Source organism: Bradyrhizobium sp. BEA-2-5 (assembly GCF_032918025.1).
GTDB classification, from domain to species: domain Bacteria; phylum Pseudomonadota; class Alphaproteobacteria; order Rhizobiales; family Xanthobacteraceae; genus Bradyrhizobium; species Bradyrhizobium pachyrhizi.
The window spans coordinates 3,266,669-3,290,440 of record NZ_CP136629.1 but is presented as its reverse complement, the minus strand read 5'-3'; the positions used below and the strand labels follow the sequence as shown (position 1 = coordinate 3,290,440).

Here is a 23,772-nt window from a genome sequence, read left to right as displayed (position 1 = left end):
TCAATTATCTTGCCGGCCAGGACCCCAAGGTCGCTAGGGCCGAGAAATGGGTGCGCAGCAACATCGCGCGCGACTTCACGATCGGGGACGTTGCCGCAGCCGTCGCGCTGGCGCCGCGGACATTTGCCAGACGGCTCGAGTTCGATTTGCGGCGTGTCGCCCATTCAATTCGTGCAACGCATCAGGATCGAGACGGCGCGGTCGTTGCTCGAGACCACGCGCCTGTCGGTCGAAGAGATCGCGGGCAAGGTCGGATATGCCGAGCCCTCGACCCTCCGCCGGCTGATCCGGCGCGAAACGCGGCATTCGCCGCGGCATTTCCGCTCAGGCGGTTGATCTGCAACGACGCCGCATCCGCGATAAATCATCACGCCGAGAGCCACGCGAAGGCGCGGCGCAAGAATGCCGGCGCATCCTTTTCGACCGGCGTGCCATGGGCCATCAGCACCTTTTCGGCGGGCCACGCCAGAATCCTTTGCAAGGCCGCACGCGCCGCGCGGCGGCCGGTGAAGGCAACGCGGAACTTGCGCGGCACCGACGGCTCCGGCCCGACCATCAGGTCGAGTTTTGCGATCGTCGCCCGCCAGCCGGAGACCAGTTCGTGAGGGATTTGCTGCAGCAAGTCGGTGAACAGCACGGTGCCGCTTTCGACATGGAAGAACACCACCTCCGTGGTGATCAGGTTGCCGCGCATCACCACCTGATCGATCTGTCCGACCCAGTCGAGGCTCGGCGCATCCGCGAGATCGGCATCGAAGCCGAGGTCACGGCGCCGCTTTCGCAGGCCAGGCGGGGCGTGGAGCACAGCGGCCGGATAGGCCTGCTTCCACTCGGCGAGGAACAGATGATGCAGCGAGTTGGGCGCCACGATGTGCCTGACCTGGCCGAGTGCGTTGACGCCGGCCTGCAATTCCTCCGTCAACCGGACCGGCGACCAGATGAAAAGGCCGCCGTCCGCCAGCCTGACGACGGCCATCCGGGTCGGATAGTGAAACCCGGCGACCGCGAGGTTCGGCCCCCCGGCCATCCAGATGTCGTGGCCGAACTGCTGCAATACCGCCATTTGCGATGAACCTTGACCGTCGAGCGCCGCACGCTGCCGCCGGCGTTGCGGGTTCATTTACCATGCCCGGCGTGACCGGCCGCGGACAAGGCCAATGTCGATCATCGGTTCCGATTGCGCCGCGGCCAATTGCAACGATCGGGTTTACGCAACCTTAGACGATTTGATCCAAATGTTGTGCGTGCACGACGCGATTGGGATGAAGCGGCCGATGTCGCAAAAGTCGGACCTCGAGGGACACAGGCTGGCCTTCGCTGATGACGCCGCGCGTCACTTCGCGGCGGATGACGCGGATCGTGGCGCTGCGATGCCGCGCGCAACCATCAGCCGAACCTCGAATGCGTCCACAGCTCAGCCGCAGGCGGCACTCGCGCATTCACCGCGGTACGGCGCGGGCGCGCTGGTCTCCGCGCTGCGTGAGGCCGACTGGCTCACGGCTGATCGTGTCACCGCCTTCACCCGCGTATTTCTCGTCCTGTTCATCGGCTGCATCGCGATCATCCCATGGGCTGCGCCGACGATGGATGTCGGCCATGATTTCGCGGCGTTCTGGACCGCGGCAAAGCTCGCGCTCGAAGGCCGCGCCGGCGACGCCTATGGCGACGCAGGCCGCGCCGCTGTAGCCGCCGTGCTCGGTCAGAACACCTACGCACCGTTCTTCTACCCGCCGACGTCGCTGTTGTTCTGGATGCCCTTCGCACTGGTTCCCTTTGCAACGGCGGCCGTCATCTGGATCTTCGCGACCGGCGCCGCCTATGCAGCCGCGGTGAGAGCCATGCTCGAGCGCGGCTCCGTCGTTCCCGCGCTCGCCTTTCCCGCCGTGTGGGTGTGCGCGCTGTTCGGACAGAATTCCCTGTTCTCGGCGGCCCTGCTCGGCGGATCGGCCGTCACGCTGGACCGCTACCCGGTAATCGCCGGGGCGTTGCTCGGGTGCTTCAGCTACAAGCCGCAGATCGCCCTGCTCGCGCCGCTGGTGCTGATCCTGGCGCGGCGCTGGCGCGCGCTCGCTGCAGCGGCCGCAACGACGCTCGCGCTTGTGCTGGCGGCCACCGCCTTCTTCGGCATCGACCCGTGGATCAAGTTCGTTGCCGTTCTGCCGGAGGCAAGCGCCTGGAGCCTCGGCGGCGGACCCGGTTTCGAGAAGTTCGCCAGTCCCTACGCCGCGGTCAGGCTGGCCGGCGGATCCAGCAGCACGGCCTGGCTCGTCCAGGTGATCGCGGCCGCAATCGCGATCGCCGTCATGATCCTGGTGCTGCGAAAACGTCCCGGCGGCGCCGCCGAGATCGCGCTGATGGTGGCGATGACCGGCCTGTGCGTGCCGTCGCTCGGCAACTATGAGGTCGTGATCCTGGCGATCCCAGGCGCGTGGCTGATCGCGCAGGCGCTTGCGCAGGGCTGGCTGCCCTATGAACGCATCGCCCTCGCGGCGCTTTATTTGACGCCCTTCGCCATGGTGCCTGCGGGCGCCAACGGCCTGCAACTGGCACCGATCGCCGCTGCGGCAGTTGCCATCCTTGTCGTGCGCCGCATCAGGCATCTGCCACTGCTGGATGCTGCGGCCGAAATCGCCAATCACTGATTTGCCCGACGGCGCAAGTCCCCGCGGCAAAAATATGGCCGCTGACAGCGCAACACATTCAATGTCGTACCTGCGAACGCAGGGACCCATAACCACAAAAGCCGGTTGTCACGGCGACGCTGGGACGACGAGTCCTTCCACAACACCTGCCGCGGCGTATGGATCCCTGCTTTCGCAGGGACGACACCGAACAAGCCGTTTGACAGTTGAATCCGAAAACCAATGTGGCTCATAACCGCCGCAACGCGACGAACCCGCGTCCGCTGCTATCCAGCCGGCGTCAGGATCGCCTCTCGCGCCGCGCGCCAGCTCGCCTCGTCGGGTGCGCACAGCAAGCCGCCGGTCAGATTGACCGGCCGGTAGGGTGATCCGTCGAAATGCGCGCTGTAGCCGCCGGCCTCGCGATGCAACAGCCAGCCCGCGGCATGATCCCACGGCATCAGCTTGTTGTAGAACAAGAGGTGGCAATGTCCGGACGCCGCCATGCGATACTCATGCGCGGCGCATCTGAGCCAGGCGCTGCCGCCGAGCCTCGAAAGATTGCCGGCGACAATCGTGCGCAGCGGCTCGGGCAGGAAGTTGACGCCGACGATCGCATCCATCTGCTTGACCGACACGGCGGGAGCCACCTTCAGGTCATGCCGCCCGCCGTCCGGCATCGCAAGCCACGCGCCCTCGCCGCGCAGCGCAAATGCAGTGTCGTTGCTGACCGGATCATGGATCGCACCGAATACGATCTCGCCGCGCATGGTGGCGGCCACCATGGTGCCGAACAGCGGCAGGCTCGAGGTGAAGTTCCGCGTGCCGTCGATCGGATCGATGATGAAGGCAAGCTCCGCGGTTCCGAGCTGATCGAGCGCGGCCGGATCACGCGCGGCGCCCTCCTCGCCGATCACAACTGCATTCGGAAACGCCCGCAGCAGCGCCGCCGATATCGCCTGCTCGGCAAGCTCATCGGCTTCGGTGACGACGTCGAATGCCGATGTCTTGGTGCGGACCTCGATCTCCCGCACGCGGCGGAACCGCGGCATGATCTCGCTGCGGGCGACTTCGGCAAGGATGGCTCCGATGTTCAGCGCGTCGGCATGGGACAGTTTCACGCGGCATTCTCCTGCGTTGCTCCGGCACCCTATCGTGGAATTGTGACTGCGTGGCGGTCAGCGGCGCTGGTTATACACGTCGATGCACACTGCCCCCAGCAGCACCAGGCCCTTGATCACCTGCTGGTAGTCGATGCCGATGCCGAGGATGGACATGCCGTTGTTCATCACGCCCATGATCATGGCGCCGACCACAGCGCCGCCGACGCGCCCGACCCCGCCATAGGCCGAGGCGCCGCCGATGAAGCAGGCGGCGATGACGTCGAGCTCGAAGCCGAGGCCTGCCTTCGGCGTCGCGGTGTTGAGCCGCGCGGCGAAGACGAGGCCGGCGAGCGCGGCGAGCACGCCCATGTTGACGAATGTCAGGAACGTCAGCCGCTCGGTCTTGATGCCCGACAGGCTCGCCGCCTTGGCGTTGCCGCCGACCGCGTAAATCTGCCGCCCGATCACGGTGCGGCGGGTCACGAAGCCGTAAAGCGCGATCAGCGCGGTCATGATGACAAGCACGTTGGGCAGGCCGCGATGCGAGGCGATCAGATAGGTAAAATAGAGCACCGCGCAGGCCAGCAGGATGCTCTTGCCGAGGAAGAACGCATAGGGCTCGACCTCGATGCCGTGCGCCTGCTCGCGCGCCCGGCTCCTGGCGGTCGCCAGCACCAGGACAAACGCCAGGACGATACCGATCGCGAGCGACGTCGGATAGAGCGTGCCGGCGCTCGGGAACAGTTCGGGAATGAACCCCGACGACAATTTCTGGAAGGTCGCCGGGAACGGCCCGAGCGACTGGCCCTGCAGCACTGCGAGCGCAAGCCCCTTGAACACCAGCATGCCCGCAAGCGTGACGATGAAGGACGGGATCTTGAAATAGGCCACCCAGTAACCCTGCGCGGCGCCGATGGCGGCACCGACCAGGAGGCAGGCGATGAACGCAAGCGTATAGTCGACCTTGTAGGTCACCATCAGCACCGCGGCCACGGCGCCTATGAAGCCTGCGACCGAGCCGACCGAAAGGTCGATATGGCCGGTGACGATCACCAGGAGCATGCCGAGCGCCATGATGACGATATAGCTGTTCTGCAGCACCAGGTTGGTGAGGTTGAGCGGCTGCAGCAGCGTGCCGCCGGTCACGACCTGGAAGAACAGCATGATCGCGATCAGCGACATCAGCATGCCGTAATTGCGCAAATTGTTCTTGATGAAGCTGGAATGCCCGGGGACCTCAGGAAGTGATACCGTCTTGTCGGTCATGGTGCCCCTCCTCCGGCGCGTGCCGCCCTCTCGTCGGCGCCGCGTCCGGACATTCTGACATTGCGCATGATGGCGCGCATGATCTTTTCCTGCGTCGCCTCGGGGCCCTTGAATTCCCCGACGAAGGCGCCATCGTTCATGACGCAGATGCGGTCGCAGATGCCGAGCAGCTCGGGCATCTCCGAGGAGATCACCACGACGCCGCGGCCGGCCTCCGCCAGCTCGTTGATGATACAGTAAATCTCGTACTTGGCACCGACGTCGATGCCCCTTGTCGGCTCGTCCAGGATCAGCACCTTGGGGTCGGTCATCAGCCATTTCGACAGCACGACCTTCTGCTGGTTGCCGCCCGAGAGTTGGCCGGTCTCCTGGTAGACGTCGGAGCAGCGGATGCGCATGCGGCTGCGGTAGTCGCTGGCGACCTTCAGCTCGGCGATGTCGTCGATCACGCCGCGCTCCGACACCTGGCGCAGGCTCGCCACCGTCACGTTCTTGCGGACGTCGGCGGCAAGGATCAGCCCGAGCTGCTTGCGGTCTTCGGTGACATAGGCAATGCCGGCATCGATCGCGGCCGGCACGCTGGACAGATCGGCCTCGCGTCCATCGAGGCGGACCTTGCCGGAGACGTTGGTGCCCCAGGAGCGGCCGAACAGGCTCATGGCGAATTCGGTGCGGCCGGCCCCCATCAGCCCGGCGATGCCCACGACTTCGCCGCGCCTCAGCGTAAAGTCGACATTCTTGATCACCTGCCGCTCGGTATGCAGCGGGTGATACACCGACCAGTTCTCCACCGTCATCACGGGTTCGCCGATCTCCGCCTTTCGCTCGGGAAAGCGGTGCGCGAGATCGCGGTTCACCATGCTGCGGATGATGCGATCCTCCTGGATCGGCTCGGCATGACAGTCGATGCTGTCGACGGTGCGGCCGTCGCGCAGCACCGTGATGTGGTCGGCGACCTTGGCAACCTCGTTCAGCTTGTGCGAGATCAGAATCGAGCCGATGCCCTGCTCGCGGAATGTCATCAGGCGTTCGAGCAGAGCGGCGCTGTCGGCTTCGTTGAGGCTCGCCGTCGGCTCGTCCAGGATCAGCATGCGCACACGCTTGGACAGCGCTTTCGCGATTTCGACCAGTTGCTGCTTGCCAACGCCGAGATCCGTGATCAGCGTATCCGGCGGCTCCCGCAAGCCGACCTGCGCCAACAGCTCGGCGGTCCGCCGATGCACCGCGTTGCGGTCGATGACGCCGAACCGCGACGGCGGATGCGACAGGAAGATGTTCTCGGCGATCGACATCAACGGGATCAGCGCCAGCTCCTGATGGATGATGATGATGCCGAGCGCCTCGGAATCGTTGATGTCGCGGAAGCGCCGCTCCTCGCCTTCGAAGATGATGGTGCCCTCGTAGCTGCCATGCGGATAGACCCCGCTGAGCACCTTCATCAGCGTCGACTTGCCGGCGCCGTTCTCGCCGACGAGGGCGTGAATCTGCCCGGCCTCGACCTGGAAGTTGACGTCGCGCAGCGCCTGCACACCGGCAAAGCTCTTGCTGACGTTGCGCATCTCCAGCATTGCGGTCATCGGATCGTGTCCCGCAACGTCGATCGTCCCCGGCGCGGTCCGCCGCCGCTTGCCGGCGATCCGCCCTAGAGCCTATTCCGTTCCGATTAAATCGGAACGGGGCTCCATATTCTAGTTTGATGCGTTTTCCTCAGCCGGTACCCACCCCGCTCGAAAAACGCTCTAGTCGAATTGCGAGCGCTTGTAATAGCCGCTGTCAATCAGGACTTTCTCCCAATTGGTCTTATCCACCACCACCGGCTTGAGCAGATAGGACGGCACGGTCTTGACACCGTTCTCGTAGGTCTTGGTATCGTTGACGGTGACCTGCTTGCCGGCGAGCGCGGCGTCGACCATGTCGGCTGTCACCTTGGCGAGGTCGCGGGTGTCCTTGAAGATGGTCGAATACTGGTCGCCGCGCAGCATGGCCTTGATCGATGGCACTTCGGCATCCTGGCCCGAGATGATCGGCATCGGCTGGCCGGCACTGCCATATCCGACGCCCTTCAGCGAGGAGATGATGCCGATCGAGATGCCGTCATAGGGCGACAGCACGGCATTTAGCTTCTTGTTGCCGTAGTAGGCGCTGAGCAGATTGTCCATGCGCGCCTGCGCGGTGGCGCCGTCCCAGCGCAGGGTCGCGACCTTGTCCATACCCATCTGGCCCGATGCGACGACGAGCTTGCCACTGTCGATATACGGCTTCAACACGCTCATCGCGCCGTTATAAAAGAAGTAGGCGTTGTTGTCGTCGGGCGAGCCGCCGAACAGCTCGATGTTGAAGGGACCCTTGCCTTCCTTCAGCCCGAGCCCCTGCTCGATCGACTGCGCCTGCAAGACGCCGACCTGGAAATTGTCGAAGGTCGCGTAGTAGTCGACGTTCGGCGTGCCGCGGATGAGGCGATCATAGGCGATCACCGTGATGCCTTTTGCTTTCGCCTGCTTGAGCACGTCCGACAGCGTGGTGCCGTCGATCGCGGCGATCACCAGCGCTTTCGCGCCTTTGGTCACCATGTTCTCGACCTGCGAAAGCTGGTTCGGAATGTCGTCCTCGGCATATTGCAGGTCGGTGTTGTAGCCGCGCTCCTTCAGCACCTTGACCATGTTATTGCCGTCGTCGATCCAGCGCGCCGACGACTTCGTCGGCATGGCGATGCCGACGGTCGCCTTGCTCTGGGCGAGCGCGTCGCGATCGGACACCGTCGCGGCAAGACCGGCCAGCGCAAGCGCGAACAAGGTGGTCTTCAATTTGAACATGCTTCACTCCCTTGCTTTTTTGAGTTGGGATTCCAGTTGCCGTGGACAGCGTCAATCGACGGCTATCGTTCGTGGGCCGGCCGCGGATTCTACGGCGGCGTCGGATCGGCGCCGAGATCGTCACGAACCGAAATTGCGGAATGTCGATCGAACCCGTCAACAGCGCCAATGCTCACTCCGCATGGTCGGCCATGTCGATCCCGCAATGCCGGGTTCAGCCGGGCGTCATGTCGTGGGGCGAACGAGGCGCAGGAATGACGTGGAGGATCATGAGGCGCCGGTCTCCCGGAATCGTTGGCGAGCGCCAGCGTCCGACAGGACGTCTGGCGGTGCGCCGTCGTTTTCTGCACCCTTTGGTTGATGTTGCCCCTACCATACGGACGCAGGCACCGACTGGCCATTTATTTAATTATCCGAAGAAATTTCTCGGAGACGTGGAGGGTCGCGGGAGTACCACCCGGAATCACTGGCAAATCCCATAGCCCCCAGGGTGGCGCGGCACTGCTCCTGGCAACCTTTGGCGGGATTGTGCCTTCACCCTGCCATGGATGCAAGCACCATTTATTTCAGCACCAGAATAAATTGGTCGGAGCTGCCCGGCCGGCGCAGCGACCTTCAGGCGTCGATGTCGGAGAGATCGTCAACAACCAGCAGAGCCTCGGCAAAATCGTCGTCGCTGAAATAGGCGCTGCGGGTGATGACGACGGGGATGCCGGCGCGCGCTGCGGCGGCGAGGCCGTTGCCGGAATCCTCGATTGCGACGCAATCTCCCGGCCCGAGTCCGAGCCGGATCAGGACCTCGGTGTAGACGTCCGGCGCCGGCTTCTTCCGCGGCACGTCGTCGCCGGCAACGATCGCCTCGAACTGATCGGCCCAGTCCAGCCCGAGCGAAACCGAAAGCAGGGCATCGATATTGCCGTGCGAGGTGGTCGTTGCGATCGCGAGGCGCTGGCCGCGGCTGCGCGCGCCGGCGAGCCAGGCCCTGACGCCCGGCCGCAACGGGCAGCCGCCGGCGGCAATCAGCGCGGCGTAGCGTGCGGTCTTGATCCTGTGCAGGTCAGCGATCTCGGCGAATGTCAGCATTGGGACCGCGTTGCGCTGGTCGAAGGCGCGGATGCGCTCCTTGCCTCCGGCCACCCGAAGCAGCCGCGCGTAAGTGACCTGGTCCCAGAACCAATCGAGGCCGGCTTCGGCAAAGGCTTCATTGAAGGCGCGGCGGTGCACCTCCTCGGTTTCGGCGAGCGTGCCGTCGACATCGAAGATCAGGGCGCGGGCGCTCGCGATGATGTCGCGCATCCCGGCGGTCCGGATCACGGCGAGCGCCTCGTTCATCGTCCCTCGCCCGGCGCACCGGCGCCTTTGACGAACACCCGGCTGGCGAGCACGTCGCCGGCCTCGATCGACATCACGTCGTCGGCCGTCAGCGTGCGGTCGAGCTTCGCCACGATCCGGTTGGCCTGGCGCAGCCGGATGCGATCGAGCGCATTGCGGATCGAGCGCGCATTGGAGAACAGCGGCTGTTCCTTGCGCACGGCGATGTAACGGATGAAGGCCTCGCGCGCTTCCGGGGAGAACCGATAATTCTGCTGCTGCAACATCAGCTCGGCGATCCAGAGCAACTCGCCGTCCGAATAGTCCGGGAAGTCGATGTGATGCGCGATCCGGGAGCGGAAGCCCGGATTGCTCTGGAAGAATTTCTCCATGCGGTCGCCATAGCCGGCGAGGATCACGACGAGGTCCTCGCGCTGGTTCTCCATCACCTGGAGCAGGATCTCGATCGATTCCTGGCCATAGTCGCGCTCGTTGTCGGGACGATGCAGGTAATAGGCCTCGTCGATGAACAGTACGCCGCCCATCGCCTTCTTCAGGATCTCCTTGGTCTTCGGCGCGGTGTGGCCGATATACTGGCCGACGAGGTCGTCGCGCGTCACGGAGATCACCTGACCGCGCCGCACGAAGCCGAGGCCGTGCAGGATCTTGGCCATGCGCAGCGCCACCGTGGTCTTGCCGGTGCCGGGATTGCCCGTGAAGGACATGTGCAGCGTCGGCAACGTCGTTGCCAACGCCATCTTCTGCCGGATGCGTTCGACCAGCAGCAGCGAGGCGATCTGGCGCACGCGGTCCTTGACCGGCTTGAGCCCGATCAATTCGGAATCGAGCTGGTCGAGCACGTCGCCGATACCGAGGTCGGCGAATTCATGCCGGAGGTCGATGGTCTCGAGCGGGGTCTCGCGGATTTGTTCGCTGATCTGTTCTTGCGCTTGCGTCATTGTCCTCTCGCCTGGAAAAGCTCCGTCGCCGCGGCGGCGACGACGGAGAAGTGCATCCGGACCAGACGGTCGAGGGAGCAATCCGCCTGGTTTGCAAGCCGGACGCGGTTACTGATCTGCGTAGCGTTCGCCCTCGGGGCGGCCCGCTGCGTAGGAATGGGTCGCGTAACGCAGGTTGCGTCCGGCAGCCTCCGAGCGGTCGAGCCGGAAGCCCGGCTCCTCGCGCGGCCGGTTGACGATGAAGGAGATGCGTACGGACTCCCAGCCATGGCTGGAATCGAATCCCGAGACGCGGATGTAGCGGTCGCCATACACCCTGCGGCATTCGGCGAGCTCCATCATCACGCCGGCAGCGTCCGCGAGGTCGAACATCGGCAGGCCCCACATCTCCCAATAGGTGTTGCGGGGATGCGGATCGTCGGTGAACTCGATGTTCACCGCCCAACCCTTGCTCAGGCAATATTGCACCTGCTTGGTGATCTGCTCGTCGGTGAGATCGGGCAGGAACGAGAAGCAGCCTTGGGTAACGCGCATGAGTATCTCCTCTCAGACCGCCATGCTCGGCGTGGGAACGAAATCGGGGGCGTCGGTCGACTCGTAATTGAAGGTCACGTCCTTCCAGACTTCGAGCGCCGCCTTTAGCGGCGTGCAGGTCTCGGCCGCCCTGGCCAGGATCTCCGGGCCCTCGTGGACGTAGTCGCGGCCCTCGTTGCGAGCGAGGATCATGGCTTCCAGCGCCACGCGGTTGGCGGTCGCGCCGGCCTGGATGCCCATGGGATGGCCGATGGTCCCGCCGCCGAACTGCAGCACGACGTCCTCGCCGAGCAGGTCGAGCAGCTGGTGCATCTGGCCGGCATGGATGCCGCCGGAAGCCACTGGCATTAGCTTATTCAGGCTCGCCCAGCTCTGGTCGAAGAACACGCCGTGCTCGAGCTTCATCGGGTTGAAGTCCTCGCGGCAGATGTCGTAATAGCCGCGCGTGGTGTTGGGATCGCCCTCGAGCTTGCCGACCACCGTGCCGGCATGGATGTGATCGACTCCGGCGAGCCGCATCCATTTGGCGATGACGCGGAACGACACGCCATGGCTCTTCTGCCGCGTATAGGTCGAGTGACCGGCGCGGTGCAGATGCAGGATCATGTCGTTGCGGCGCGCCCACTTCGCCATCGACTGGATCGCGGTGTAGCCGATCACGAGGTCGATCATGACGATGCACGAGCCGAGCTCCTTGGCGAACTCCGCGCGCTCGTACATGTCCTCCATGGTCGCCGCGGTGATGTTGAGATAGGTGCCCTTCACCTCGCCGGACGCGGCCTGCGCGCGGTTGACCGCCTCCATGCAGTAGAGGAAGCGGTCGCGCCAGTGCATGAAGGGCTGCGAGTTGATGTTCTCGTCGTCCTTGGTGAAGTCGAGCCCGCCCTTCAGCGCCTCATAGACCACGCGGCCGTAGTTGCGGCCGGAGAGGCCGAGCTTCGGCTTCACGGTGGCGCCGAGCAGCGGCCGGCCGAACTTGTCGAGCCGCTCGCGCTCGACCACGATGCCGGTCGCCGGCCCCTGGAACGTCTTCACATAGGCGACCGGCAGCCGCATGTCCTCGAGCCGCAGCGCCTTCAGCGGCTTGAAGCCGAACACATTGCCGATGATCGAGGCCGACAGGTTTGCGATCGAGCCCGGCTCGAACAGGTCGAGGTCATAGGCGATGTAAGCGAAATACGAGCCGGGCGAGCCCGGGACCGGATCGACGCGATAGCACTTGGCGCGATATTTCTCCGCAGCGGTGAGGCGATCGGTCCACACCACGGTCCAGGTCGCGGTCGAGGATTCGCCGGCCACCGCAGCAGAGGCCTCGATCGGATCGACGCCCTCCTGTGGCGTGACGCGAAACAGCGCGATGACATCCGTGTCCTTCGGCGTGTAGTCGGGCTCCCAATAGCCCATGCGCTTGTATTCCATCACGCCGGACTTGTAGCGATCCTTGCCGCGCACGGTGATCGACTGCTGCATATTCATCGAAATCTCCTGTGGTTCGTCGCCATTTGCTCAGGCGGCCTGGGTCATCTTTCCAATTTGCGGATCGAGCGCGCCGGCGCGATAGCGGCGGGCCATCTCCGGCAGTGCAACCACCTTGATCCTGGCGGCATTGCCGGCCGTGCCGAATTGCTCGAAGCGGTCACGGCAGAGTTCGCGCAGCGCATCCATCGCCGGCTTCAGGAATTTGCGCGGATCGAACTCGCTCTTCGACTGGACGGCGACCTTGCGGAAGGCCGCGGTCATCGCCAGCCGGCAGTCGGTGTCGATATTGACCTTGCGCACGCCGCTCTTGATGCCGCGGACGATCTCCTCGACCGGCACGCCCCAGGTCTGCGGCATCTCGCCGCCGAACTGATTGAACATGTCCTGCAGCGGCTGCGGCACCGAGGAGGAGCCGTGCATGACGAGATGCGTGTTCGGCAGCCGGCGGTGGATCTCTTCGACCACCCGCATCGCCAGGATGTCACCATCGGGCTTGCGGCTGAATTTGTAGGCGCCGTGGGAGGTACCCATCGCGATCGCCAGGGCGTCGACCTTCGTTGCGCGGACGAAATCGACGGCCTGGTCGGGATCCGTCAAGAGCTGATCGTGGCTGACCTTGCCCTCGACGCCGTGGCCGTCTTCCTGCTCGCCGCCGCCGTGCTCGAGCGAGCCGAGCACGCCGAGCTCGCCTTCGACGGAAGCGCCGACCCAATGCGCGAGATCGACGACGCGCCGGGTGATCGCGACATTGTAGTCGTAATCGGCCGCGGTCTTGGCGTCGGCCTTGAGCGAGCCGTCCATCATGACGGAGGTGAAGCCATGGGCGATCGCGGACGCGCAGGTCGCTTCGTCATTGCCGTGATCCTGGTGCATGCAGAGCGGGATGTGCGGATGCATCTCCTCGAGCGCGTCGATCATCTTCGCCAGCATGATGTCGTTGGCATAGGACCGCGCGCCGCGCGAGGCCTGGATGATGACAGGTGCATCGCAGGAAGCCGCCGCCTCCATGATGGCGAGGCCCTGCTCCATATTGTTGATGTTGAAGGCCGGAACGCCGTAGCCGCGTTCGGCGGCGTGGTCCAGCAACTGCCTCAGGGTTATCCGCGCCATGGTGGCGTCCTCCTTTCAATTCGCTCGTTGAATGAGCTGTTTTGCTGCAGCAGCGATTGCCGCGGGTGTGATGCCGAATTCGCGGTACAGCACGGGCGCCGGCGCCGAGGCACCGAAGCTGCGCATGCCGACGAACTCACCGTCGGCACCGATCCAGCGCGCCCAGTCGCCCTCGACCGCAGCCTCCACGCCGACACGTGGGCCGCTGCCCAGCACCTGGGCGCGATAGTCGCTCGGCTGCTGGCGGAACAGGTCGAAGCACGGGGCCGAGACGACCGCGGCCTGTACCCCGTCTTCCGCCAGCAGCTTTGCGGCTTCGAGCGCGATCGCCACCTCCGAACCCGTTGCAATCAGGGTGACGTCACGCGCGAAGGCCGGCTCGACGAGAACGTAGGCGCCGAGCGCGACCTGGTTGTCCTTGCTGCCGTCGCGAACCGTCGGCAGCGCCTGCCGCGACAGGCAGAGGATCGACGGCGAGGTCTCTGCCTTCAGCGCACAGTCCCACGCTTCCGCTGTCTCGACCGCGTCGGCCGGGCGGAACACCAGGACGTTCGGGATTGCCCGCAACGCCGCGAGATGCTCGACCGGCTGGTGCGTCGGGCCATCCTCTCCTAGTCCGATGGAGTCGTGCGTCATCACATGGATCACGCGCAGCCGCATCAGGGCCGCAAGCCGGATCGCCGGCCGGCTGTAGTCGGAAAACGCGAGGAACGTGCCGCCATAGGGAATGAAGCCGCCATGCAGCGCGAGGCCGTTCATTGCTGCAGCCATCCCGTGCTCGCGGATACCGTAGTGGATGTAGCTGCCGTCGAGCGTTTCCGGCCGCACCGAAACCTGCGACTTCGCCAGCGTCAGGTTGGAGTGCGTCAGATCGGCCGAGCCGCCCAGCAGGTTGGGCAAGGCCTCCGCGATCACGTCGATGACCTGCTGCGAGGCTTGGCGGGTGGCAAGCTTCGGCCGCTCGGTCGCGAACCGCGCCAAGAGCTTTGCCATCGCTTCGGCATAGGCGCAGGGCAATTTCCGGTTCAGCGCATCATGGAACGGAGACCGCTCGGCCTTGTCGCCCTTGCAGGCGCTGCGCGAACGCTCGATCCAGGCCCGCCGCGCGTCGCGGCCGCGGCCGCCGAGGTCGCGCCACTCCGCCAGCACCGCATCGGGAATTTCGAAGGCCGGATACGGCCAGCGCAGCGCGGCTCGTGTCTTCGCCACCTCATCGGCACCGAGCGGCGCGCCATGCACCTTCTCGCTGCCCTGCCGGTTCGGTGCACCGAACCCGATCACCGTGCGGCAGGCGATCAGCGACGGACGATCGCTCGATCGTGCCTGCCTGATCGCCGCGGTGATCGCCTGCGGATCGTGGCCGTCGATGCGGTTGACGTTCCAGCCGCTGGCCTTGAACCGCGCCGCCTGGTCGTCCGAGCAGGACAGCGAGGTGGCGCCGTCGATCGAGATGCCGTTGTCGTCGAACAGCACGATCAGCCGGCCGAGCCCGAGATGGCCGGCAAGCGAGATCGCCTCCTGGCTGATGCCTTCCATCAGGCAGCCGTCGCCCGCGACGACGTAGGTGAAGTGGTCGACAAGGCCGTCCCCGAAGCGGGCGTTCATCAGCCGCTCGGCAAGCGCCATGCCGACCGCGGTCGCAATCCCCTGCCCCAGCGGACCCGTCGTGGTCTCGACTCCCGGCGTGTGGCCGTATTCGGGATGGCCCGGCGTCTTCGAGCCCCACTGCCGGAACGCCTTGATCTGGTCGAGCGTCATGCTCTCGTAGCCCGTCAGATAGAGCAGCGCATAGAGCAGCATCGAGCCGTGGCCCGCCGACAGCACGAAGCGGTCGCGGTCGGGCCAGTTCGGATGCGCCGAGTCGAATTTCAGGAAGCGCGAGAACAGCACGGTCGCTACATCGGCCATGCCCATGGGCAGCCCGGGATGGCCGGACTTCGACTGCTCCACCGCGTCGACGGCGAGGAAGCGGATGGCATTCGCCATCTCGTCGTGGCTGATTTCGGGGCGGCTGGCAACGGACGCAAGTGCGGTCATATCGTTCGCCTCTTTCGCTCGATCAGCTGCATGATCAGCGGCGTCAGGATCAGCTGCATCGCGAGGTCGAGCTTCGCGCCCGGACACACGATCGAATTGGCGCGCGACATCCAGCTCTGCGGCAGCATCGAGAGCAGATAGGGGAAGTCGATGCCGCGCGGGTTCTTGAAGCGGATCACGACCATCGATTCGTCCGGCGTCGGGATCCAGCGCGCGATGAACGGGTTGGACGTGTCGACCGTCGGCACGCGCTGGAAGTTGATGTCGGTCTCGGTGAATTGCGGACAGATGTAGTGGATGTAGTCCGGCATCCGCCGCAGGATGGTGTCGGTGACCGCCTCGGTGGAATAGCCGCGCGCGCTGCGGTCGCGGTGCAGCTTCTGGATCCATTCGAGGTTGATGACGGGCACGACGCCGATCTTGAGATCGGCATAGCGCGCGACATTCACCTTGTCGGTGACGACGGCGCCGTGCAGGCCCTCGTAGAACAACAGGTCGGAATTCTCCGGCAGCCCCTTCCATTCGGTGAAGGTGCCGGGCTTGGCGCCGTAGAGCCGCGCTTCCTCCTCGTCGTGCACATAGTGCCGCGTCGTTCCGGTGCCGGTCTCGGCATAGTCGCTGAACAGCTGCTCCAGCTCCTCGAACAAATTGGTCTCGGGGCTGAAATGGCTGAAATGCTTGTTGCCGCGCTCGGCCTCTTTCGCCATCTGCGCGCGCATCTCGGCGCGGTCGTAGCGGTGGAAGGCGTCGCCCTCGATATAGGCGGCGACCTTCTCGCGGAAAAAAATCTGCTCGAAAGTCTTCTTGACCGAGGTGGTGCCGGCGCCGGAGGAGCCGGTGATGGAGATGATCGGATGCTGACGTGACATGCGGTCCTCCTCAGCGGAACAGGCCGCGCCGCGCGAACAGCGGGGCATCGCTGCTCTCGAACAACGGCTCGACGGTCAGGTGGATCGCATCGACGTCGCGCACGGCGCGCGCCGATCCCATGATCAGCGGCACGCGCTGATGCGGCGTGCGTGCCGACAGTTCGAGAATGCGCGACCGGCCATTCGACGCGGCGCCGCCCGCCCATTCCATGATCAGTGCGATCGGATGCGCCTCGTACAGCAGGCGCAACCGGCCTTCGCGGTAGCCCTGGCGCGCATCGGAGGGATACAGGAACACGCCGCCGCGGGTGAGGATGCGATAGGCTTCCGCGACCAGCGAACCGATCCAGCGCATGTTGAAGTCCTGCCCGCGCTCGCCGTTCACGCCGGCGAGGCAATCGTCGATGTAGCTGCGCACCGGGCCGCTCCAGTGTCGCCGGTTCGAGGCATTGATGGCGAATTCCGACGCATCCTGCGGCACGCGCAGATCGCGCGCGGTCAGGACGAACTCGCCACTTCGCGGGTCCAGCGTGAAGCAGTCGACGCGCTGGTCTAGCGCCAGCACCAGCACGGTCTGCGGACCGTAGATGAAGCAGCCGGCGGCGCATTGCGCCGTGCCGGGCTCGAAGAAGGTCGAGATGACGTCGTTTCCCTTCGGCCGGATCGAGAAGATCGTGCCGATCGAGATGTTGTTTTCGAGATTGGCGGATCCATCGAGCGGATCGATCGCGACGCAGAGCGGCGCGTCGGGATCGAGCGTCTCGGGCAGCTCGACCTCCTCCGACAGCACCGCGGCGACCGGCGCGGTGCGCAGCGCGTTCCGCATCAGATCGTCGGCGACGATGTCGATCGTCTTCTGGCGATCGCCGTCGGGATTGACGCCGCCGCTCTCGCCGCCGATTCCGGCGAGCGGCCCGGCGGCAATGATGTGCGAGAGCTCGATCGCGGCGCGCGCAAGGGCTTCGATCACCACAACGGTCGCGGCACGCAACGGGTCGTGTTGCGTCGGCCACTCCAGATGGGCATGCAATGCAGGACGAATCTCCACCGGCCTCTCCCTATGATCGCGCCCTCTGTCCCGAGGCTTCGAGAGGCGACCTCAGGGGAGTCGCCTTCGCCCTATCAACGCGCGAATTGCCCAATTAGGGAAATTTTATTATCTTTGGTCCGGGCAAAGTATTTCTTATGGAGCTTGTCATGGCCGGCAACTTCTCGCGGGATCTCACCATCCGCCAGCTGCGCGCACTGTCGACCTTGCACGAGGCCGGTTCGATCACGTCGGCCGCCAACCGCTTGAACCTGACGCAGCCCGCGGTGACGTTGCAGCTCCGCAATCTGCAGGCGCTCGCCGGGTTGCCGCTGATCCAGCGCACCGGCGACGGCATGGCGCTGACGGATGCCGGCGCGCATGTGCTGACGCTGGTCGAGCGGATCGAGGCGGCGCTGAAGGATTGCGAGCAGTCGCTCGACATGATCGCCGGCCGCAGCGGCGGCCGCGTCGCGATGGGCGCGGTCTCCACCGCGAAATACTTCGTGCCGTTCGCGATCGCGGCGTTCTCGCGCCGCTTTCCCAAGATCGAGATCAAGCTGACCATCGGCAACCGCGAGGAGATCCGCGAGGCCATGCACGGCTACGACCTCGACTTCGCGGTGATGGGTCGGCCACCGGCCGACGTCGAGGTCGAGATGAAGCCGCTCGGCCGGCATCCGCACTTCATCGTCGCCGCGCCCGATCATCGGCTGGCGCGGCGGCGGCACGTCGCCCCGTCGGAGCTCGCCAACGAAACCTTCATCACTCGCGAGCAAGGATCGGGCACGCGGATGCTGATGCAGCAATATTTCGAGCGGGTCGGGCTGGAGCCGAAACTCGGCATGGAGATGAGCAGCAACGAGACCATCAAGCAGGCGGTTATCGCCGGGCTCGGCATCGCCTTCATCTCCCAGCACACGGTGTTCCATGAGCTGGAGGACGGCCGGCTGGTGGTGCTCAAGGTGAAGGGCCTGCCGATCGTCCGGCAGTGGCACGCGATCAGGCGCGCCGACAAGATCCTGCTGCCGCCCGCGCAAGCCATGCTGGATTTCCTCGGCAAGGAGGGCTGGCGCTATCTGCCGAATTCAAACTAGCGCGCCGGAGCCGCCGCGACGCGAAAAATCGAGCTGGTACCGTATGTTAACCATTGAAGTTCCGGCAAGCGCATGTCACACCTTGAGTGCGGTCAGTGGCGGACCGTATCCCTGCGAGGGAGGATGAACTGCAGAACCAGTCCCCGCCGATGCCTGACTTCAAGGCGTTATTCGAGGCGGCGCCCGGCCTTTATCTGGTGCTGACCCAGCCCGACTTCCGCATCGTGGCAGCAAGCGACGCCTATCTGCGCGCCACCAAGACCGAGCGCGCCGCGATCCTCGGGCGCGGGCTGTTCGAGGTGTTCCCTGACAATCCGGACGACCCGGCCGCCGACGGCGTGCGGAACCTGCGCGCCTCGCTCGAGCGCGTGGTCCAGTTCCGCCGTCCCGATACCATGACGGTGCAGAAATACGATATCCGCAAGCCCGAGTCGGAGGGCGGCGGCTTCGAGGAACGCTACTGGAGCCCGCGCAATACGCCGGTGTTGGGGCCGAACGGGCAGTTCACTTACATCATCCATCGGGTCGAAGACGTCACCAGCTTCATCCAGCTGAAGCAGCGCGGTGCCGAGCAAGACGAACTGACCGACCGGTTGCGCGAGCGCACCGAGCAGATGGAAGCGGAAATCTTCATGCGCGCCCGCGAAGTCGAGGCCGCCCGCGAACAGCTCGAGGCCGAGCAGAAGCTGCGCCAGGTGCAGAAGATGGAAGCCGTCGGGCAATTGACAGGAGGCATCGCCCACGACTTCAACAATATGCTGGCCGTCATCACCGGCCTGATCGACATCCTTGCCGAAGCCGTCGAGCACGATGCCGCGCTATCGTCGGTCACCAAGATGATCAGCGACGCGGCGTTTCGCGGCGCCGAAGTGACCAAGCACCTGCTGGCCTTCTCGCGGCAGCAGCCGCTGCAGCCGCGTGAAGCCTACCTCAACACGCTGGTGCAGGACACCGCGCGGCTGCTGCGCCCGTCGCTCGGCGAGCAGATCGAGATCGATACCGCGCTCGAGCCCGATGCCTGGTCGGCCTTCATCGATCCGAACCACATGGCGACCGCGCTGCTCAATCTCGCGGTCAATGCCCGCGACGCGATGCCCGATGGCGGCAAGCTGATGCTGGAGACCAGCAACGTCATCCTCGACGAGGTTTATGCCGTCGCCAACCCCGATGTGCGGGCGGGTGAATATGTGATGGTCGCGGTCAGCGACACCGGCGGTGGTATCCCGGCGGGAATCCGCGACAAGGTGTTCGAGCCGTTCTTCACGACCAAGGACACCGGCAAGGGCACCGGCCTCGGGCTCAGCATGGTGTACGGCTTCATCAAGCAGTCCAACGGACACCTCAAGATCTATTCCGAGGAGGGCCACGGCACCTCGATCAAGCTCTATCTGCCGCGCAGCAGCGGCGACATGATCGACGTCGAGCCGCCTCCTCCGGTCGACACGCGCGGCGGCAATGAATCCATCCTGGTCGTCGAGGACGATCCGCTGGTGCGCAATTACGTCAGCGCCCAGCTCGAGCAACTTGGCTATCGCACCATGGTCACCGCCAACGGTCCCGAAGCACTGGCCGCGGTCGACAAGGGGTTCGTCTGCGACGTGCTGTTCACCGACGTCATCATGTCCGGCGGCATGAACGGCCGGCAGGTCGCCGATGCCGTGATCGCCAAACTGCCCTCGGTGCGCGTGCTCTTCACCTCCGGCTACACCGAGGACGCGATCATCCACCACGGCCGTCTCGACCCGGATGTGACGCTGCTGCCGAAGCCCTACCGCAAATCCGATCTCGCGCGGATGATCCGGCAGGTGCTGGCCCAGCCACCGGCGGCGGCAATGGGCAAGTGACGCGGGGCGTCACGCGTCTCCGTTCTGCTTCTTGATCTGGTCGGCCGGCACGGCGCATCCCGACAGGAACAGTGCCGCACAGGCCCTGGCGCGGGCCTCGATCTGCGCCCGCGACGGCGGCGGCCTGTGGCCGTACATCACGTCGCGTTGCGGCTGGAACACGAGCATGCCGAGCAGCATGCCCGCAGCGGCCTGCGGGTCGTCCACCGCGATCCGTCCCCGCCGCTGCTGCACGCCCAGCCACGCAGCCAGCGCGCCAAGGGTCCGCTGCATCGCCTTCTCGTAGAACATCTCGGCGATGTCGGGGAATTTGTCGCTGTCGGCCAGGATGATGCGCTGGAGCGCGATGACCTCGGCATCGAGTATCAGCTCGCCACAGGTCGAGAGTGCGGCCTCCAGGGCCGCCGCGATATCGCGGCCGTCGCAGGCGGCAAGATTTACGGCGGATATGAACCGGTCCATCCGGTCCGTCACCGTGCCCTCGAACAGCGCCAGCTTGGTCGGGATCAGCCGATAGAGTGTCTTGGTGGAGACGCCGGCGCGGCAGGCCACGTCGGCGATGTTGGCCGCGGCGAAGCCGCGCTCGGAGAACTCGCGCCGCGCGGCGTCATAGATCAGCGCGCGCGTCTCGTCGTCGGAACGCAGCTGCGGCCGCCCGCGGCCGCGCCGCGGCGGTGCGTCTTGCTCAGTCTGATCCTTGTCATTCCGGTTCATCCGCGAGCCATGCTTTTAAATGATGCCTGTCATTCTATTGACACTCCCAATATGGGCTTTATTTTGGAAAACATCAAGTTTCCTAATTAATCCCGCGGACGTCGGCCGGAATTGGCAAGACTTTCCAAAAGGATAGACGGATCAGGAGCACCGCCATGAGCCAGCATGAGACGTCATTCAGGGCCGAGAGCCAGGTTCCGGCCGAGACCGCCAAGCAATTGATCGCCAACCCGGAAGCCGCCAAACCGCCCGCCGCCAAGGGCAGGCTTCGCCGCCTGCTGCTGGCCGGCGCGGCGCTCGCCATGCTCGCGGGCGGAGCCTGGTACGGTTGGGACTACTGGACCGTCGGCCGCTTCCAGGTCTCGACCGACGACGCCTATGTGAAGGCCGATAACACGACGATCGCACCAAAAGTCTCCGGCTATCTCAGCGCGGTGCTGGTGGGCGACAATGAGCATGTGCGCGCCGGCCAGATGCTGGCGCGGATCGACAATCGCGATTTCAGGGTCGCGCTGGATCAGGCCAAGGCCGATGTTGCCGCCGCCGAAGCCGCGATCGCCAGCAAGCATGCGCAGCTCGATGTGCAGCAGTCGGTGATCGAAGCGGCACGTGCGACCCTCGCCGTGGACACCGCGACGCAGACCTTCGCGCAGCAGGAAAACAAGCGCTACACGGATCTCGCCAGGACCGGCTATGGCAGCGTGCAGAACGCGCAGCAGGCTCAGGCGCGCGACGCCGGCGCGGACGCCGCGATCGCGCGCGATAACGCCAACCTCATCTCCGCGCTCCGCCAGGTCGAGTTGCTCAAGGCCGACATTGCCCAGGCGGTCGCGGCGCAGGCGCGCGCAGCCGCGCTCCAGCATCAGGCCGAGCTGAACCTCGGCTACACCACCATATCAGCCCCGATCGACGGCGTGGTCGGCAACCGCACCCTGCGCACCGGCCAGTTCGTCCAGGCCGGCACGCAGTTGATGTCGCTGGTGCCCGCGTCCGGCGCCTATGTGATCGCGAACTACAAGGAGACGCAGCTCACCAATGTCCGCAAGGGTCAGCCGGTCGAGATCGCGGTCGACATGTTCCCGGGACAGGTGGTGCGCGGCCATGTCGACAGTCTCGCGCCCGCCAGCGGCCAGGAGTTCGCGCTGCTGCCGCCAGACAATGCGACGGGCAATTTCACCAAGGTGGTGCAGCGCATCCCGGTCAAGATTGCGCTCGATGCGACCGCGGTCGAATTGCGGCCCGGCATGTCGGTCATCCCGACCATCGCAACCTTGTCGCAACCCGGAGAGGCGCCGCGCTCCGGCGCCTCACCCAAGCTCGCTGTCGCCTCATTCAAATAGGTGATGTCATGTCCGATCTCGCGCTCTCCTCCCCGGCTGCTGCGCCCCGCGCGGCAGCGGCAGCTGCCGATCCCAACCGCGCCAGCATGGCGGTCTGGATTTCCATCATCGCCGCCATGATCGGCGCCTTCATGGCGATCCTCAACATCCAGATCACCAACGCCTCGCTGCTCAACATCGAGGGCGGCATCGGAACCGGCGTCGACAACGGCTCCTGGATCTCGACCTCCTATCTGATCGGCGAGATCGTGGTGATCCCGCTGACCGACTATCTCAGCCGGGTGTTTTCCTTCCGCAAGATCATCATCGGCTTCGCCACCCTGTTTGCGATCTTCTCGGTCGCCTGCGCCTTCACCCATGATCTGCCGTCGATGATCGCGATGCGCGGCCTGCAAGGCTTTGCCGGCGGCGTGCTGATCCCGATGGCCTTCACGCTGGTCCTGACCAAGCTGCCGAAGCCGCAGCAGCCGGTCGGGCTCGCCATCTTCGCGCTGTCAGTCACCTTTGCACCGGCAATCGGCCCGACCATCGGCGGTTATCTCACCGAGACCTATGGCTGGCGCACCATCTTCTTCGTCAACGTGATCCCGACCGCCGTGATGGTCATCACGCTCTATTTCACGCTGGAGCGCCAGCCGATGCAGCTGCATCTGCTCCGTGAAGGCGACTGGGCCGGCATCGTCACCATGGCGATCGGCTTGTCGGCGCTGCAAGCCGTGCTCGAGGAAGGCAACAAGGACGACTGGTTCTCCTCCCCTTTCATCGTCAAGCTGGCGATCGTCGCAGCCGTCAGCCTGACGCTGTTCGTCGCGATCGAGCTCAGAATCGAAAAGCCGCTGATCCGGCTGCGCCTGCTGACGCAGCGCAATTTCGGCTTCGGCACCGTCGCGATGACCATGGTCGGCTTTGCGCTGTTCGGTTCGGTCTACATCCTGCCCGCCTATCTCGGCCAGGCGCAGGGCTACAACTCCGAGCAGATCGGCAACGTGCTGGCCTGGACCGGCCTGCCGCAACTCGTGCTGATCCCGCTGCTTCCCAGGCTGATGCAGCGCTTCGATGCCCGCTTCATTGCCTTCACCGGCATGATCCTGTTCGCGGTCTCCTCCTTCATGAACATCGCGATGTCGCTCGATTACTCCGGCGACCAGTTCTTCGTCCCGAACATCGTCCGTGCGGTCGGCCAGGCGATCATGCTGGCGCCACTGTCCGCCGTCAGCCTCGGCAGCATCGCGCCGCAGGATGCCGCCGCGGCCTCCGGCATCAGCAACATGTTCCGCAATCTCGGCGGCGCGATCGGAACGGCGACGCTCGCGACGATCATCACGAAACGCGAGCAGTTCCATTCCAACATCATCGGACATTCGGTCGACCTCGGCCGCGAGGAAGTGCGCACCCGGATCGCCGAGGTCACCAACTACTTCCTCAGCCACGGCATCTCCGATCCGGCGACCGCGCATCACCAGGCGATCGTGGCGCTCGGCAATATCGTGAAACGCCAGGCCCTGGTGCTTGGTTTCAGCGACACCTTTGCCGTGATCGGCATCGTGCTGGTGTTCGCCGCGATCGCGATCCTCCTGACCGGCAAGCCGAAGAACGCCGCTGGCGGCGGCGCGGCGCATTGATCGCTTGTTGATCTCTTGTTGATCTC

At 65.0% G+C, this 23,772-nt stretch carries 20 protein-coding genes; 6 read left to right on the top strand and 14 right to left on the bottom strand.

Annotated elements, in window-relative coordinates:
* Nucleotides 1-153 precede the first annotated feature (153 nt).
* On the top strand, nucleotides 154-336 hold the full coding sequence (locus RX327_RS39255) for a helix-turn-helix domain-containing protein (RefSeq protein ID WP_410712189.1): 183 nt from the start codon (nucleotides 154-156) through the stop codon (nucleotides 334-336).
* Nucleotides 337-367: 31 nt separating this feature from the next.
* Here the strand turns inward: RX327_RS39255 and RX327_RS39250 are convergent, their stop codons facing one another.
* Entirely contained in the window at nucleotides 368-976 is a 609-nt protein-coding gene (locus tag RX327_RS39250; RefSeq protein WP_410712188.1) for a DUF4336 domain-containing protein, read from the bottom strand.
* A 298-nt stretch (nucleotides 977-1,274) separates the two neighbouring features.
* Between RX327_RS39250 and RX327_RS15135 the strand changes: the two genes are divergently transcribed.
* The gene (locus tag RX327_RS15135) at nucleotides 1,275-2,642 is read left to right on the top strand and encodes a glycosyltransferase family 87 protein (RefSeq protein WP_317250730.1); all 1,368 of its coding nucleotides are present in this window, start codon (nucleotides 1,275-1,277) and stop codon (nucleotides 2,640-2,642) included.
* 266 nt (nucleotides 2,643-2,908) lie between these two features.
* Here RX327_RS15135 and RX327_RS15130 read toward each other — a convergent pair whose 3' ends face one another.
* The 12 genes from RX327_RS15130 to RX327_RS15075 form a co-directional block, all read right to left on the bottom strand.
* Nucleotides 2,909-3,742 (bottom strand): inositol monophosphatase family protein, encoded by an 834-nt coding sequence (locus RX327_RS15130; RefSeq protein ID WP_050386980.1) that lies wholly within the window; start codon nucleotides 3,740-3,742, stop codon nucleotides 2,909-2,911.
* Between the two features lie 57 nt (nucleotides 3,743-3,799).
* The gene (mmsB, locus tag RX327_RS15125) at nucleotides 3,800-4,990 is read right to left on the bottom strand and encodes a multiple monosaccharide ABC transporter permease (protein ID WP_317250729.1); all 1,191 of its coding nucleotides are present in this window, start codon (nucleotides 4,988-4,990) and stop codon (nucleotides 3,800-3,802) included.
* Nucleotides 4,987-6,567, bottom strand: a complete 1,581-nt coding sequence (mmsA, locus tag RX327_RS15120; protein ID WP_317250728.1) for a multiple monosaccharide ABC transporter ATP-binding protein — start codon at nucleotides 6,565-6,567, stop codon at nucleotides 4,987-4,989. Before mmsA ends, mmsB begins: the two co-directional genes overlap by 4 nt.
* Before the next feature lie 162 nt (nucleotides 6,568-6,729).
* Nucleotides 6,730-7,803: a multiple monosaccharide ABC transporter substrate-binding protein gene (chvE, locus tag RX327_RS15115; protein ID WP_317250727.1), complete on the bottom strand. Its 1,074-nt coding sequence runs from the start codon at nucleotides 7,801-7,803 to the stop codon at nucleotides 6,730-6,732.
* 615 nt (nucleotides 7,804-8,418) lie between these two features.
* The gene (locus tag RX327_RS15110) at nucleotides 8,419-9,135 is read right to left on the bottom strand and encodes an HAD family hydrolase (protein ID WP_317250726.1); all 717 of its coding nucleotides are present in this window, start codon (nucleotides 9,133-9,135) and stop codon (nucleotides 8,419-8,421) included.
* Nucleotides 9,132-10,073: a CbbX protein gene (gene cbbX, locus RX327_RS15105; RefSeq protein ID WP_317250725.1), complete on the bottom strand. Its 942-nt coding sequence runs from the start codon at nucleotides 10,071-10,073 to the stop codon at nucleotides 9,132-9,134. The genes RX327_RS15110 and cbbX overlap by 4 nt, the downstream gene beginning before the upstream one ends.
* A 108-nt stretch (nucleotides 10,074-10,181) precedes the next feature.
* Nucleotides 10,182-10,607, bottom strand: coding sequence for a ribulose bisphosphate carboxylase small subunit (locus RX327_RS15100; protein WP_317250723.1), 426 nt, complete (start codon nucleotides 10,605-10,607; stop codon nucleotides 10,182-10,184).
* A 12-nt stretch (nucleotides 10,608-10,619) separates the two neighbouring features.
* Complete coding sequence (locus tag RX327_RS15095) at nucleotides 10,620-12,077, bottom strand: form I ribulose bisphosphate carboxylase large subunit (RefSeq protein ID WP_410712187.1); 1,458 nt, start codon at nucleotides 12,075-12,077, stop codon at nucleotides 10,620-10,622.
* Nucleotides 12,078-12,113: 36 nt separating this feature from the next.
* Nucleotides 12,114-13,196: a class II fructose-bisphosphate aldolase gene (gene fba / locus RX327_RS15090; protein ID WP_317250721.1), complete on the bottom strand. Its 1,083-nt coding sequence runs from the start codon at nucleotides 13,194-13,196 to the stop codon at nucleotides 12,114-12,116.
* A 15-nt stretch (nucleotides 13,197-13,211) separates the two neighbouring features.
* Complete coding sequence (tkt, locus tag RX327_RS15085; RefSeq protein WP_317250720.1) at nucleotides 13,212-15,233, bottom strand: transketolase; 2,022 nt, start codon at nucleotides 15,231-15,233, stop codon at nucleotides 13,212-13,214.
* The gene (locus RX327_RS15080; protein WP_317250719.1) at nucleotides 15,230-16,102 is read right to left on the bottom strand and encodes a phosphoribulokinase; all 873 of its coding nucleotides are present in this window, start codon (nucleotides 16,100-16,102) and stop codon (nucleotides 15,230-15,232) included. Before RX327_RS15080 ends, tkt begins: the two co-directional genes overlap by 4 nt.
* 10 nt (nucleotides 16,103-16,112) lie before the next feature.
* Nucleotides 16,113-17,144, bottom strand: coding sequence for a class 1 fructose-bisphosphatase (locus RX327_RS15075; RefSeq protein ID WP_410712186.1), 1,032 nt, complete (start codon nucleotides 17,142-17,144; stop codon nucleotides 16,113-16,115).
* Between the two features lie 155 nt (nucleotides 17,145-17,299).
* Between RX327_RS15075 and RX327_RS15070 the strand changes: the two genes are divergently transcribed.
* Nucleotides 17,300-18,226, top strand: a complete 927-nt coding sequence (locus RX327_RS15070; RefSeq protein WP_317250718.1) for a LysR family transcriptional regulator — start codon at nucleotides 17,300-17,302, stop codon at nucleotides 18,224-18,226.
* A 149-nt stretch (nucleotides 18,227-18,375) separates the two neighbouring features.
* A complete protein-coding gene (locus RX327_RS15065; protein ID WP_317251262.1) occupies nucleotides 18,376-20,070 on the top strand; it encodes an ATP-binding protein in 1,695 nt (564 codons plus the stop codon).
* Nucleotides 20,071-20,079: 9 nt separating this feature from the next.
* On the opposite strand, the gene RX327_RS15060 is transcribed toward RX327_RS15065, so the two are convergent.
* Nucleotides 20,080-20,784: a TetR/AcrR family transcriptional regulator gene (locus RX327_RS15060; protein ID WP_050386988.1), complete on the bottom strand. Its 705-nt coding sequence runs from the start codon at nucleotides 20,782-20,784 to the stop codon at nucleotides 20,080-20,082.
* A gap of 155 nt (nucleotides 20,785-20,939) precedes the next feature.
* Here RX327_RS15060 and RX327_RS15055 point away from each other — a divergent pair, with 155 nt between their 5' ends.
* Together RX327_RS15055 and RX327_RS15050 are read left to right on the top strand one after the other, a co-directional pair.
* Nucleotides 20,940-22,124, top strand: a complete 1,185-nt coding sequence (locus RX327_RS15055) for an HlyD family secretion protein (RefSeq protein WP_317250716.1) — start codon at nucleotides 20,940-20,942, stop codon at nucleotides 22,122-22,124.
* Nucleotides 22,125-22,132: 8 nt separating this feature from the next.
* The gene (locus tag RX327_RS15050) at nucleotides 22,133-23,746 is read left to right on the top strand and encodes a DHA2 family efflux MFS transporter permease subunit (RefSeq protein WP_410712162.1); all 1,614 of its coding nucleotides are present in this window, start codon (nucleotides 22,133-22,135) and stop codon (nucleotides 23,744-23,746) included.
* The last annotated feature ends 26 nt before the right edge of the window (nucleotides 23,747-23,772 follow it).

Excerpts from the sequence above, each read along its gene's own strand:
- mmsB (WP_317250729.1), bottom strand. The coding sequence starts at position 4,990 with ATGACCGACAAGACGGTATCACTTCCTGAGGTCCCCGGGCATTCCAGC.
- RX327_RS15065 (WP_317251262.1), top strand. The coding sequence starts at position 18,376 with ATGCCTGACTTCAAGGCGTTATTCGAGGCGGCGCCCGGCCTTTATCTG.
- RX327_RS15055 (WP_317250716.1), top strand. The coding sequence starts at position 20,940 with ATGAGCCAGCATGAGACGTCATTCAGGGCCGAGAGCCAGGTTCCGGCC.
- RX327_RS15095 (WP_410712187.1), bottom strand. The coding sequence starts at position 12,077 with ATGCAGCAGTCGATCACCGTGCGCGGCAAGGATCGCTACAAGTCCGGC.
- cbbX (WP_317250725.1), bottom strand. The coding sequence starts at position 10,073 with ATGACGCAAGCGCAAGAACAGATCAGCGAACAAATCCGCGAGACCCCG.
- RX327_RS15050 (WP_410712162.1), top strand. The coding sequence starts at position 22,133 with ATGTCCGATCTCGCGCTCTCCTCCCCGGCTGCTGCGCCCCGCGCGGCA.
- chvE (WP_317250727.1), bottom strand. The coding sequence starts at position 7,803 with ATGTTCAAATTGAAGACCACCTTGTTCGCGCTTGCGCTGGCCGGTCTT.
- tkt (WP_317250720.1), bottom strand. The coding sequence starts at position 15,233 with ATGACCGCACTTGCGTCCGTTGCCAGCCGCCCCGAAATCAGCCACGAC.
- RX327_RS15080 (WP_317250719.1), bottom strand. The coding sequence starts at position 16,102 with ATGTCACGTCAGCATCCGATCATCTCCATCACCGGCTCCTCCGGCGCC.
- RX327_RS15060 (WP_050386988.1), bottom strand. The coding sequence starts at position 20,784 with ATGAACCGGAATGACAAGGATCAGACTGAGCAAGACGCACCGCCGCGG.
- RX327_RS39250 (WP_410712188.1), bottom strand. The coding sequence starts at position 976 with ATGGCCGTCGTCAGGCTGGCGGACGGCGGCCTTTTCATCTGGTCGCCG.
- RX327_RS15070 (WP_317250718.1), top strand. The coding sequence starts at position 17,300 with ATGGCCGGCAACTTCTCGCGGGATCTCACCATCCGCCAGCTGCGCGCA.
- RX327_RS15100 (WP_317250723.1), bottom strand. The coding sequence starts at position 10,607 with ATGCGCGTTACCCAAGGCTGCTTCTCGTTCCTGCCCGATCTCACCGAC.
- RX327_RS15135 (WP_317250730.1), top strand. The coding sequence starts at position 1,275 with ATGTCGCAAAAGTCGGACCTCGAGGGACACAGGCTGGCCTTCGCTGAT.
- mmsA (WP_317250728.1), bottom strand. The coding sequence starts at position 6,567 with ATGACCGCAATGCTGGAGATGCGCAACGTCAGCAAGAGCTTTGCCGGT.
- RX327_RS15110 (WP_317250726.1), bottom strand. The coding sequence starts at position 9,135 with ATGAACGAGGCGCTCGCCGTGATCCGGACCGCCGGGATGCGCGACATC.
- fba (WP_317250721.1), bottom strand. The coding sequence starts at position 13,196 with ATGGCGCGGATAACCCTGAGGCAGTTGCTGGACCACGCCGCCGAACGC.